The following is a 13,272-nucleotide window of genomic DNA, read 5'->3' on the forward strand; positions in this document are numbered from 1 at the left end:
GGTTCGGCGGTGCATATCCGGATTCGTCGAAGCATGCTCCGTTAAATGTTCGACGAAGTAAAAGGAGTTTCGTCCCTCACGAACTCGTGTCCGGAATATGACGCTGCAGCACCGTCATCCATGCGTTGGCATGCTCAACGGCATGGACGCCAAGGATGCCAATTCTCATATCGTTGCCTGCCCGCCCCGCAGGTACACCGTGGTGGTGTGGGTGAAGAATTCGCGTGCCGAGCGGCCCTGCTCCTTCGGACCGTATCCGCTCTTCTTCGCGCCGCCGAACGGGACGTGGGGGTCCGCGCCGGCGGATTCGGAGTTGATGTGCAGGATGCCGACGTCGATGTCGGCGATGGCGTCCAGTGTGCGGGTGAGGTCCTGGGTGAAGATGGCGGCGGAGAGACCGAATTCGCTGTCGTTCGCCAGGGCGAAGGCGTCGTCGACGCTTCCTGCTCGCCGGACCGCCAGTACAGGGCCGAACAGTTCCTCACGCCAGACATCGGGGGCCTGCGAGGGTAGCTCGAGGATCGTCGGCGGGACGAAATACCCTGTTGCCAAGGCGCCCTCGGAGTATTCGTGGCCGCCGGCGATGGGGCGCGCGCCCTGCTCGATGGCGCGATCGATGCCGGCCCGGATCGAGGTGCGGGCGGCGGCGTCGACCACCGGCCCCATCTCGGTGCCGTCCTGAACGGGGTTACCGACATTCAGCGCGTCGGCGCGCTTGCCGAGTTCGGCGAGGAAGTCCTCGGCGATGTCGTCGGTGACGATCAGCCGGGAGGTCGCGGTGCACTTCTGCCCGGTCGAGCGGAACGCGCCGAGCAGCACCTGCTCGGCGGCCAGCTCGAGGTCGGCATCGCCGAGGACGACGGCAGCGTTCTTGCCGCCCATCTCCGCCTGCACCGGCACGCCGCGGGCGGCGCCGGCCGCGGCGATCCTGCGGCCGACCCCGGTGGAACCGGTGAACGTGATCGCGTCGATGCCCGGATGTTCGACGAGACCGTTGCCGATGGTCCGGTCACCGATCACGAGGTTCAGCACACCGCTGGGCAGGCCCGCGTCGGTGAGGGCCTGCGCCAGGCGCATCGCCAGCAACGGCACGGTGCTGGCCGGTTTCCAGACCACGGTGTTGCCGTAGGTCAGGGCCGGGGCGATCTTCCACGCCGGGATGGCGATCGGGAAGTTGAAGGGGGTGATCACACCCACCACGCCAATGGGTTTGCGGGTGACCAGGATGCGTTCACCTCGTCGCGGCGAGGAGAAGACCTCGCCTGCGTCGCGGTCGGCGTCGTTGCCGTAGTAGCGCAGGATCTGGGCTGCGCGCAATACCTCGCCGATGCCTTCGGGCCTGGTTTTTCCTTCTTCGCGGGCGAGTTCGGTGCCCCACTCCTGGGCTGCGTTCTCCACGGTTCCCGCGGCACGGACGAGGATCGCGCCACGCTCGTGCGCGGGTGTACGCGCCCACTCACGCTTGACCCGTTGAGCTGCCGCGACGGCCCCGTCGAGTGCCGCAGTGTCGGCCAGTCGTCCCTGGGCGACGACGACGTCCGGCTCGGCCGGGCTGGTGCTGACGACGGTATCGCCGGCGCCGGCGAGCCATTGTCCGTCGACGAGATGGTGCAGGTGTCCGGGTGTGGTCATGTGGGGGCCGTCCTTCTTCGGGTGCGGGGTGCTACAGAGCGGCGAACGCTTCCCGGAGAACCGAGAAGCCTTCGCGGAGGAGTTTGTCCGAGATCGACAGCGGGGGAAGGAAGCGCAGGACGTTGCCGAAGGTGCCCGCGGTCAGCGTGAGCAGGCCGTGCGTCAGGCAGTAGCGGTTGATCGCGGCGAGGGCCTCGCGGTTGGGAGTCTTGGTGCCGGGCTGGACGAGTTCGATCGCTACCATGGCGCCGCGCCCGCGGATGTCTCCGATGATGTCGGTCGTGGCGGCGATGTCGCGCAGTTCGCGGAACATGATGTCGCCGATGGTCTGTGCCCGCTCGAGCAAGCCGTCTTTCTCGATGGTCTCGAACACCCCGAGCGCCGCCTCGCAGGCGGCGGGGTTGCCGCTGTAGGTGCCGCCGATCCCGCCTGCGTGCGCGGTGTCCATGATGTCGGCGCGACCGGTGACCGCGGCGAGCGGCATCCCGCCGGCCAGTCCTTTCGCGGTCACGATCAGGTCGGGCACGACGCCCTCGTACTCGGAGGCGAACCACGTCCCGGTGCGCGCGATGCCGGCCTGCACCTCGTCGGCGACGAATACGATGCCGCGGTCCCGGCAGAAGTCGGCGATGCGGCGCAGGAAGCCCTCGGCCGGGACGATGAATCCGCCCTCGCCCTGGATCGGTTCGACCACGACGCAGGCCACCGCGTCGGCGCCGATCTGGGAATCGACGAGCATCTCGAACTGGGCGAAAGCCTCGTCGGCCGCATTCTCGGCGCCGCTAGGCCACCGGTAGGGGTATGCCATCGGTGCGCGGTACACCTCGGGGGCGAAGGGGCCGAAGGTGCTCTTGTAGGGCTGGTTCTTCGCCGTCATCGTCATCGTCATCAGGGTGCGCCCGTGGAAGGCGTGATCGAAGGTGACCACCGAGGGCCGTCCGGTCGCCGCCCGCGCGTACTTGACGGCGTTCTCCACCGCCTCGCTGCCGGTGTTGAACAGCGCGGTGCGCTTCTCGTGATTACCGGGGGTGAGCCGGTTGAGCGCCTCGGCCACCGCGATGTACGGCTCGTACGGGGTGGCGAGGAAACAGGTGTGCGTGTACTTCGCCAGCTGGCGGGAAGCCCGCTCGACCACCCGCGGGGCGGCGTTGCCGACGGTGGTGACGGCGATGCCGCTGCCGAAGTCGATGAACGAGTTGCCGTCGACGTCGACGAGGACTCCGCCACCGGCGGCCGCGGTGTAGATGCCCGCGCCGCTGGTCAACCCCGCCGGAAGTGCGGCGGATCGGCGGGCCGCGAGTTCCTGGGAGCGGGGTCCGGGTACCTCGGTGACGATGCGGCGTACCTGCTCGAGCTGCGGTCCGCCGACGGGTGTGTGCACAGCAGTCATGTCGTGTCCTCCAGTCGGGTCACCGAGGACTGTATGAGCTTCGGATCGCCACATATATGGCACTGAGGTACAAGAGATGACAAATCTATGGCCGGTTCGTCTAACTCGTTTCTTCGCGGTTCCGCACACACTTGTTGACCAGGACCACTCGGGAGGAAGCTGCGATGGGCAAGAGCGCCGCACCGACAGACCACATGTCATCACCATCAGCTCTGGACCTGGACGACGCCGTGATTCGGCTGGTCCTCGCCAACGCACACGGCGTGGACGTCCCGCGCATGAAATTTCTGTCCGGAACGACGAGCGACCGTGTTGAGGCGATAATCCTCTGGCCCGGGACGAGTCCGTTGCTGGCCGATGTCGCCATGGTGTTCGAGCACTTCGGATTGCGTGTCGCTGATCGGGACACGATTCCGCTTCCCGAAGATCTGTCCGCCCGCGGGACATTGCACAGGTTCACTTTCCAGACGCCGCAGGCGTGGCGCAGTCGGTCGGTGAGTTTGGTGTCGGAGGCGTTCGAAGCGCATGCGCTGCATGCTTTCGAGATCGACGGCTATGCGAAGCTGATCCTCACTGGTGGGCTGTCCTGGCGGGATATCGTTCTCGTCCGTGCCGCGAGCCGGTTCGTCCGCCAGGCCGGGCTCGGGTTGTCCGAGAGCTACGTCATCGACACCCTCCTGCGGCACAGCGAGTTCGCCGAGTCTCTTGTGCGCTACTTCGGTGCGCGGTTCGATCCCGAACTCGACGACCGAGGTGCGGCTGTCGCGGAAGCTGTTTCGACCATGCGTGAACATCTGGATGCCGCAACGACCTTGGACGAAGATCGGATCATGCGGTCGCTGGAGTCGTTCGTCACCGCATGCCTACGGACGAACTGGTACCAACCCGACGCCACCGGCACACCGAAGCGCTACGCCTCGTTCAAACTCGACTCGAGCAAACTCGCACTCACAGGACCCGTTGTCCCCTATCGCGAGATCTACGTCTACGCCAACGACGTCGAGGGCATCCATCTGCGCAGCGGGGCCGTCGCGCGGGGTGGGTTGCGGTTCTCCGACCGCCCCGAGGACTACCGCACCGAGGTCCTGGGCCTGATGAAGACCCAGACGGTCAAGAACTCCCCGATCGTCCCAGTAGGGGCTAAAGGTGCCTTCGTCCGGAAGAATCCGGATATCACTCCTGCAGAAGCGTATTCGACGTTCATTCGCGGTCTGCTGGACGTCACCGACAACATCGTCGACGGTCGCACCGTCGCTCCGGGACAGACGGTCACGTACGACGGCCCGGACACCTACCTGGTGGTGGCCGCAGACAAAGGGACGGCGTCGTTCTCGGACCTGGCGAACACGATAGCCGTCGACGCCGGGTACTGGCTCGGCGACGCGTTCGCTTCGGGCGGCTCGAGCGGATACGACCACAAAGCCATGGGCATCACCGCACGCGGCGCGTGGGTCTCGGTGCGCCGGCACTTCGACGAACTCGGCGTCGACGTCGACACCGAGCCGTTCACCGTCGCCGGCATCGGCGACATGTCCGGTGACGTGTTCGGAAACGGAATGCTGTTGTCCGAGTCGATCAAGCTGGTCGCTGCGTTCGACCATCGACACATCTTCATCGATCCCGACCCCGATCCGGTCATCTCGTTCGCCGAACGCACACGCCTGTCCGCGCTTCCGGGATCCACCTGGGATCACTACGACCGCACCACCCTGTCCGCCGGCGCCGGCATCTGGCCGCGCACAGCCAAGAGGATCGCACTCTCCACCGAGGCCCGGGAACTGCTCGGCGTGCAGCAGCACATGAGCTCACCGAACGAGCTGATCAAGGCAATCCTGACCGCCCGCGTCGACCTGCTGTGGAACGGTGGAGTCGGCACGTATGTCAAAGCATCGACCGAAACCCATGCCGACGCCGCCGATCCGGCCAACGATTCTGTGCGAGTGGATGCAGCGCAGCTGCAGTGCGCGGTGATCGGGGAAGGCGGCAACCTCGGGCTGACCCAGCGGGCGCGCATCGAATACGCGCTCGGCGGCGGCCGAATCAATGCAGACTTCATCGACAACGCCGCCGGCGTCGCCACCTCGGACCTCGAGGTCAACCTCAAGATCGCACTCGACGTCGCCGTGCACGCCGGACGGATCGACCAGGACGAACGCAACACCCTCCTGGCCGTCTCCCGCCCGGATGTCGCCGATGCGGTGCTCCGCAACGGCGAAAGCCAAACGCTCGCAATCAGCCTCGCCGCCTCTCAGGCTCCGAGATTGCTGAACCGTCACGAACGACTCATCGACAACCTCGAACACAACAACGGCGTCAACCGGACTATCGAGGTGCTGCCGACCAAGAAGGAATTGGTATCGCGGACTCAGGCCGGTCTCGGCCTCACCCGCCCCGAGATCGCGGTCCTTCTCGCCCAATCGAAGAACGTCGTGCAACAGGACCTGCTCGAATCCGCTGTTCCCGACGAACCGGTCTTCGCCTCCGCGTTGACCTCTTACTTCCCGTCGCGGATCCGCCATCACCTCCACGAGGAGATCCGGCACCACCGGCTGGCGCGGGAAATCGTGGCAACGAAGATTGCCGACGACCTGATCAACCATGTCGGTCCCGGCCTGATCTATCAACTCGAGGAACGCCTCGGCGTCAAGACGCCGGCGGTCGCGCGGGCCTACGCCGTTGTCCGGGCCGTCTTCGACATCGACGAGCTGTGGACGGACGCCGAACGGCGCACCGACATCACCCCAGTCGAGCGTTGGAACCTTCTGCACACCCTCCAGCACTTCATCGAGCACACCGCATCCTGGATTCTGCGCCACCGGCCGGCGCCACTCGACGTCATCGAGGAGATCGCTCGGTACCGTCCCGGCGTCCGCGAGTTGGTCGCCGGTCGTCCCCGCCCGACCACGATCGCGGAGACGACGGAGCGACTTCGGTTCCTCGCCGAGGCGTTCGCCCTGATCGAGACCGCCCGTCGGCGTGGTTGCCCGGTCGAGACTGTCGCGGCCGCTCACACCCGCGTCGACACCATGCTGGAACTGAACTGGGTGACCAGCCGCCTCGAAGACCACGTCACCACGAACTGGTGGGATGCGATGGCCGCAGCCACCGTGCGCGACGATCTGGCCGAGCGGCATCATGCGCTGATCGGGGCGATCCTCGATCTCGACAGCGACGACGAGGACCACGTCCGCGTGTGGGAGGACCGCGTCGCCCACGCCGTCAGCCGCTTCACCCGCATGATCGCCGAACTCCGCCGTGACGGCGTGGTCGACGTCTCCCGCGCCTGCACCGCCGGCGCCGAGCTGAAACTGCTCGTGAAAAGTACCCGCGAAGACGGGCTGTCCGGCTGAATGTACGCACCGCCGCCCGCGGACGTGCGTCGATGCCAGGTCGACCTACCTGACCCGACAAAGAATCGGTTGCGATTGTCAGTCCTCGTCACAAGTCGGGAGGGCGACGTTTCGGCACAGTACTGGGGGAGGACGATTGAAGGAGGAGATGAGCGCAGTGAAGCTTCCCCCGTTACAGTATGTGGCCCCGCGGTCCCTTGCACAGGCGTGTGATCTGCTGGCTGCCGACGAAGATGCGAAGGTCTTGGCGGGGGGACAGAGCTTGATGCCGTTGCTGGCGATCAGGCTTTCCTCGCCATCGACCCTGATCGATCTAGCGCACGTACCGGATCTGGTGGGCGTGGACGAGGCCGGCTCGTACGTGCACATCCGGGCGATGACCACCCACCAACAGGTCATCACGTCTCCGATCGTCCGTGAGCATCTGCCGTTCGTAGCGGAGGCGGGTGCGCACATCGCGCACGCGCAGATCCGCTCGCGCGGGACATTGGGCGGATCGATCGCCCACGGCGACGGGGCTGCGGAGTGGCCCTTGACGGTCTTGACGCTCGACACGATGGTCGAGGTCGAGAGCGTTCGTGGTCGGCGCACCATCGAGTCCGATGACCTCTTCGTGGGCCCGTACATGACGTCGATCGCACCCGACGAGGTCGTCACCGACGTGTGGATCCCGAAGAAAACCGAAGGCTGGAGTTTCCAAGAGATCGCGCGCCGAGCCGGCGACTATGGTTTGGCGCTGGTGGGTGTGTCGACGGAAACCGGTCCCGACGGAACGTGCACCGCGGCCCGCATCACGGTGGGCGCGGCGGCCGGAACAGTGCAGCGCGTGCCGGCTGCCGAAGACTCGGTGGTCGGGAATGCCCTGGACGAGCACACTGCGCGCCGCGCGGGAGAAGCTGCGCGGGAGTCGTTGAGCTTCATCTCCGACATCCACGGCTCGAGCAACTACCGAGGACACCTCGTTCAAACACTGGTAACACGCGCTCTCATCGAGGCAGGAGCTCGCCGATGACATCGAACGAACAACCGAGTGACGTCGTCACCGTCTCCATGACGGTCAACGGCCGATCAACCGACGGGCAGACGAAAGCCCGTGAGACACTCGCGGACTATCTTCGTGACGAACTCGGTTTGACGGGAACGAAACTCGGATGCGAGCACGGAGTGTGCGGCGCGTGCACGATCCTGGTGGACGACAAACCTGCGCGGGCCTGCTTGATGCTCGCAGGGCAAGGGGACGGGCGCGAGGTGCGAACCGTTGAGGGACTCGCCACCGGCAACCGCCTGAACGAGCTGCAACAGTCGTTCCGGAAACACCACGGGCTTCAGTGTGGTTTCTGTACCGCCGGCTTCCTGATGTCAGCGACCGCCCTGCTGGCGGAGAATCCGAATCCGTCCGAGGACGATGTTGTGGAGGCGTTGTCGGGAAACATTTGCCGCTGCACCGGCTATCAGACGATCGTGCAGGCCGTTCTCGATGTCGCCGGCAACACGCCCAAGGAAGAGTCATGAAGTTTCAGCACCACGAGTCGCCGCCGATCACCCGGAAACTGATCGGACAGCGAGTACTGCGCAGCGAGGACGTTCGGCTCGTGACCGGCCGGGGCCACTATCTGGCGGACATCTCGCTTCCCGGCCAGCTCCACGCCGCATTTGTCCGGTCCCCGGCAGCGCACGCGCGTATCGCCGCTATCGATCTGAGCGAAGCGGTGGCGGTGCCGGGTGTGCACCTCGTGTGGACCGGCCGCCACGTCGAAGAATTCTGTTCCGGGATCGAGGCTCAGTTCACAGCCGAAGGCTGTGAACTGATCACGATGCCCCTGATGGCGCGCGAGGTGGTCCGCTACGTCGGCGAGCCGATCGCTGTCGTGATCGCAGACTCGCGGGCGATAGCAGAAGATGCGTGTGACCTCGTATCCATCGACTTCGACGATCTCGAGGTCGTCCTGGACCCCCGCAAGTCCATCGAGGGAGGACCCGTCGCGAACGGGGAGCGCCCGGACAACGTCGGCCTCCGCGGTAGAGCAAGCTTCGGCAACGTCGACGCGGCATTCGACAATGCCGAGCACGTCGTATTGGCGCTCTTCCACCCAGGTCGGGTCTCGGCGTCGCCCATGGAGACACGCGGCTGTCTGGCCTCGTTCGACTGGTCGACGCAGAAGCTGAAGCTGTGGACCTCGACCCAGATGCCGCACTACGTGAAGCTGTGCCTCGGGCTCTATCTCGGTTTCTCGGAGGCCAGGTGCGAGGTTCTCTCACCCGACACGGGCGGCGGGTTCGGACAGAAAGCGCACATCTACCCTGAAGAACTCATCATGCCCCTCGCGTCCCGAGAACTCGGTACCCCGGTCAAGTGGGTCGAGGATCGCCGCGAGAACCTCCTCGCGGGCGCGCACGCTCACGAGCAGTACGTCACGATCTCCTACGCACTCGATGCCGACGGTCGCATCTCTGCGGTGCGAACCCACGCGCTGGTCGACGGCGGGGCCTATCATGCACCGCCACAGACGATGGCGGTCGAAGCCTGGTGCACGGCAGCCGTCACACCGACAGGCGTGTACGACATTCCCGCCGCCGAGTACGTCTACGAAGGGGCAGTGACGAACAAGTGCCCGGTGGGGGCCTACCGCGGCGTGGGGTACATGGCGGGAACACTCGCGCGCGAATGTTTGATCGATGAGGCCGCACGCACACTGGGACTGTCCCCATTCGAGATTCGTCGCCGCAACGTCGTTCGCGACTTCCCCTGGGTCAACCCGCAAGGTATCGCCTACGAGGAAGGGTCCTGGGCGCGCTGCATCGACAAGCTCGAAGAGATGGTGGACTATCCGGCTTTCCTCGAGCGGCAGGCGGAGGCGCGCGAGAGGGGGGTGTACCTGGGTCTCGGAATCAGTGTGTTCGTCGAGAGTAGCGGTGAGAGCACCGGGATGATTCAGGCACACGGCATGAACGAGACCTATCACGACACAGCCACCGTCAAGATGGACCCGACCGGCTCGGTACTGGTGACGACCGGCATCAATTCTCAAGGGCAGGGCCAGGAGACGACCATCGCGCAGATCGCATCGGATGTATTGGGAGTTCCGTTCGAGGCGATCACCGTCGATGCCGGCACCTCCACGAAAGGCGCCTACGGCAGTGGCACTGTCGGAAGCCGTGGCGCGGTCATCGCCGGCGGCTGCGTGAATAGGGCCGCCGCCGAGGTCAGAGAACAGTTGATCACTGTCGCGGCGCACATGCTGGGCGTTGCAAAAGAAGACATCGAGTTGTCCGATGGTCAAGTCACGAGCAGGAGCGATCCAGAGGCCAAGATGGAGATCGCCGATGTGGCGATGGCTGCATACTACGACTCCAACGCGTGGCCGGACGGGTTCGACACGCGCCTCGAAGCGACACGAGCCTGGGATACTTCTCGTCCCATGTTCTCCAACGGCGGACACGCGATGATCGTCGAACTCGACCCCGAAACCGGTATCGTCAATGTCGAACGGGTGTACTCCGTCGAAGATTGCGGAGTCATGATCAATCCCATGATCGTCGAAGGGCAGATTCGAGGCGGCGTAGTCCAGGGCATCGGCCTGAGTCTTCTGGAACAGTTGGTGTACGACAACGCCGGTAACCTCACCACGACATCGTTCCTCGACTATCAGGTACCGACGATGGATGTCTCTCCACCCTTCGAAATTCAGCACCTGGAAACACCGTCCGCGATCTCGGCCGCGGGTATCAAGGGAATGGGAGAATCGGGGTTGATCGCCGCCCCCGCCGCCGTACTCAACGCGGTCAACGACGCACTGTCCGCGTTCGGTGCCACACTTCACGAACTCCCGGCGACTCCGGAGCGGGTCTTCAACGCAATCGAGGGCATCACCACACCCGAGGACCCCCAACCGTGGAGGCAACTGTGGGATCGGGCAGGCATCGCCGCCGCGGACCCCGGTGACGCCACCGTCGTGTAATCGATTCGGTACGAAACCCATTCGGGTGATCGCCGGGACCTCCCGCCGGGCGAGGCTGTGGATCCACTGCGAGCACAGTCCCGTCTCCCGCACGTCACGAGCACGTCAGCGCAACGACCCCACTGAGGATGACACATGGAAAACCCTGAAACGCAGATCAAGTCGCGCTCTGACGTTCTGCCGGCCACTGTTTCGTCCGACACGCCAGTGCGGCACCTCGACCAAGGGCATTTGTCCGGACTGCAGGCCGGCGGACTAGCTGTCGCGACATTTGGCCCCGGAGTCGGGATCGTCACCGTCCCCGCGTTCACCTGGATGGTGGCCGGGTCCGGGTCGTGGCTCTCCGTATTGCTCGCAGTCCTGGGCACCAGCCTCGTCGGAATCTCGATTGTGCTGTTCGCCCGCCGCTCCGTGGGTACCGGATCGCTGTATTCGTACATAGGCGAGAGCTTCAAACCCTGGGCGCGAATCGTCACGGCCTCTGGAGTCGTCGTCGGATACGTCTTTGCGGTTGCGGGGCTTCTCGCGGGGACCGGAACCTATCTCGTCAGCTTCCTCGTGTCGGAAGGAATTGTCGGAGACGCCGGCGACGGCGTGTACATCGCCACATACGTCATCAGCGCCGCCATCGCGGCGATGTTCGCCATCCGGGGACTGGATGCGTCGGTTCGCGTGAGTGTGAGCCTCGCACTGATCTCGGTTCCGGTCGCCGTCGTCGTAGTGGTAGGGGCGATCAGGAACACCGGAATCGACCTCACATCGCAACTCTCCCTCAGCGGCTCCAGCTTCGGTGGAGTCACACAGGGCGTCGCGACAGCTGCCGCCTTCCTCGTCATGTTCGAGAGCAGCGCCGCGCTCGCCGCCGAGACACGCGCACCGCGAAAGACCATCCCGCGGGTCGTCATGGCCGTACCGATCGGTCTCGGCACGATCTTCGCGCTGGCCACGGTCGTTCAGTACGGGGCACTGAACGCCCTGCCCGCGGAGGCGCTCGTCAACGCATCTCCTCCCGCCGCACTCGCACGAGCGGCAGGGTTCGACTTTCTCGCGGAGGTCGCCGACCTCGTTGTCGCCCTCGGTCTCTTCGTCGCAATCGTGGGCTTCTTCAACTACGCACCACGCGTGGCAATGACCATTGCCAACGAGGGGCTTCTGCCTCGAGGTCTTGCCGCCGTCCATCCCCGACTTCGGACTCCTGCGCGCGCGATCGGCGCCTTGGCCGTTGTCTCGGCTGCGCTTCCGTCGGCCTTCCTCGCCTCGAGCGACGAATCGGCATTGACAGTGAACGTGGTTGTCACCACGCTGGTCACCTACTTCTGGGTGGTGCCGTATCTACTGATCAGCCTGGCCGGCGCCCGGCTGGTCCTCCGCGAACGACGCCTTCCTTGGTTGCTACTGCCGGCGATCGCGCTCGGCGCGGTGATCATCGTGTGGATTCTGGTCGCCGGGATCGCCAACACGAGACCGGACATTCTGGGGATGTCGGTCTGGATTGCGGTCGGCATCTATTTTGCCGTCACCGTCGGGTTCTATATAGCTTCGCGTCGAAACCCGTTGTTCTCCAACGGTGAAATTGCGAATCTTCCCGAAACGCACGACGCGTAGTTCAACGAGAGGGAGGCCGGGATGACACGCGACGTCATCGTCGTAGGGGCGGGACTTTCCGGGCTCCGTGCGGCTCGTGATCTTCGAGCCGCCGGGAGATCGGTCTTGGTGATCGAAGGTGGCAGCCGACTGGGCGGCCGGCTGTATCGGCGACCGTCGGCGATCGATCCGGCGGTAGATGTCGAAGTCGGGGGTGCATACTTTGCGCCACGTCACCACAAACGAATGGCCGCGGAAATCGCTCGGTACGGCCTGTCGACCCGACCGGCAGCACTGAGCCGGGCCTTGCGCCGAAGCGATCGACAGAACGGGCTGTCAATCCCTGAGCACGAGAAGGCGGCAACGAGAGCTGCTGTGCGCACCGTGCTCCGGGACGCGCGCCGCATCACCGTCGGGGTAGGACTGGAGTATCAAGGCCTCGACGATCTAGACATCCCGGCCCAGGAATACCTCGACGCTCTCGATCTCACGCCGACAACGAAACCGTGGGTGAAGGCGTGGTGCCGCACGATTGTCGGCAGTGAACTGAATGCCGTGTCGGCATTGGGCATCCTCATGCCGATTGCGGCGCACCAACACTGTGTGTCCGGGGCCGCCCTGTCGCACTGTGCGGAGATCGTGACCGGGACGTCGTCCCTTGTGAGTTCCTTGGCCGGTGACGTGGACGAGATCCGGTCCGACGGTGTGATCACCGCCCTGCACCAACACCACGATGGCGTCGACGTATGCGTCGGTGACGACGAGGTGATGACCGCCCGGCACGTCGTGTTGGCGACACCGCTGAACAGCTGGCGTGGCATCGACTTCGATCCGGCACTTCCCACGCGTCGTGCGCACATGGTGATGGACAGTCGGGGGTGCCGGTGCGTGCGGCTCCACATCCATGCCCGAAACGTTCCGGACGGGCTGTTCCGCTTCGGTGATGACGCAATTCCTGTCCTCTTCGATACCGGTGCGGACTCTGGCGGAGGGCGGATCCTCACTGGCTACGCCGACGGCATGGTCATCGACCCGAGGAACCTGGAGCACGTGCGCGCCGCAGTGCGGTCCTCTCTGCCGGACGCGGAGATCGTGGGCGTGGACCATCACGACTGGTCAGCCGATCCGCTGTACCGAGGGTCGGGTACTCATGCTCGGGTCGGTCAGCCGACGATCATGCACGAACGCCTCGGTGCGGATCACGGGCGCATCCATTTTGCGGGATCCGATGTCGCTCTGAACTATCCGGGATATATGGAAGGCGCGCTGGAAGCAGCCGAGCGTGCGGTCGAGGCCGTTCTCGCGTCCGAACGCCCACCGCCGTCACCCGGCGCAGCGTCGGTACAGGGATGACCGA

General features: G+C 65.1%; 8 protein-coding genes. 6 read left to right on the forward strand and 2 right to left on the reverse strand.

The window, feature by feature from the left end; all coding sequences use genetic code 11:
- Nucleotides 1-165 precede the first annotated feature (165 nt).
- Together CJ179_RS12885 and gabT are read right to left on the reverse strand one after the other, a co-directional pair.
- Nucleotides 166-1,632, reverse strand: a complete 1,467-nt coding sequence (locus CJ179_RS12885) for an aldehyde dehydrogenase family protein (RefSeq protein ID WP_095861784.1) — start codon at nucleotides 1,630-1,632, stop codon at nucleotides 166-168.
- 31 nt (nucleotides 1,633-1,663) lie between these two features.
- Nucleotides 1,664-3,022, reverse strand: a complete 1,359-nt coding sequence (gene gabT / locus CJ179_RS12890; protein ID WP_095861785.1) for a 4-aminobutyrate--2-oxoglutarate transaminase — start codon at nucleotides 3,020-3,022, stop codon at nucleotides 1,664-1,666.
- 164 nt (nucleotides 3,023-3,186) lie between these two features.
- Here gabT and CJ179_RS12895 point away from each other — a divergent pair, with 164 nt between their 5' ends.
- From CJ179_RS12895 to CJ179_RS12920, 6 genes are all read left to right on the forward strand, one after another.
- A complete protein-coding gene (locus tag CJ179_RS12895; protein ID WP_095861786.1) occupies nucleotides 3,187-6,372 on the forward strand; it encodes an NAD-glutamate dehydrogenase domain-containing protein in 3,186 nt (1,061 codons plus the stop codon).
- Nucleotides 6,373-6,520: 148 nt separating this feature from the next.
- Nucleotides 6,521-7,384, forward strand: coding sequence for a xanthine dehydrogenase family protein subunit M (locus tag CJ179_RS12900; protein WP_257015463.1), 864 nt, complete (start codon nucleotides 6,521-6,523; stop codon nucleotides 7,382-7,384).
- Nucleotides 7,381-7,884, forward strand: a complete 504-nt coding sequence (locus CJ179_RS12905; RefSeq protein ID WP_095861787.1) for a (2Fe-2S)-binding protein — start codon at nucleotides 7,381-7,383, stop codon at nucleotides 7,882-7,884. Before CJ179_RS12900 ends, CJ179_RS12905 begins: the two co-directional genes overlap by 4 nt.
- Nucleotides 7,881-10,331 (forward strand): xanthine dehydrogenase family protein molybdopterin-binding subunit, encoded by a 2,451-nt coding sequence (locus CJ179_RS12910; RefSeq protein ID WP_095861788.1) that lies wholly within the window; start codon nucleotides 7,881-7,883, stop codon nucleotides 10,329-10,331. Before CJ179_RS12905 ends, CJ179_RS12910 begins: the two co-directional genes overlap by 4 nt.
- A gap of 135 nt (nucleotides 10,332-10,466) precedes the next feature.
- Entirely contained in the window at nucleotides 10,467-11,936 is a 1,470-nt protein-coding gene (locus CJ179_RS12915; RefSeq protein WP_095861789.1) for an APC family permease, read from the forward strand.
- Nucleotides 11,937-11,957: 21 nt separating this feature from the next.
- The gene (locus CJ179_RS12920) at nucleotides 11,958-13,268 is read left to right on the forward strand and encodes an NAD(P)/FAD-dependent oxidoreductase (RefSeq protein WP_095861790.1); all 1,311 of its coding nucleotides are present in this window, start codon (nucleotides 11,958-11,960) and stop codon (nucleotides 13,266-13,268) included.
- Nucleotides 13,269-13,272 lie beyond the last annotated feature (4 nt).

Source organism: Rhodococcus sp. ACS1 (assembly GCF_002300155.1).
GTDB classification, from domain to species: domain Bacteria; phylum Actinomycetota; class Actinomycetes; order Mycobacteriales; family Mycobacteriaceae; genus Rhodococcus_F; species Rhodococcus_F koreensis.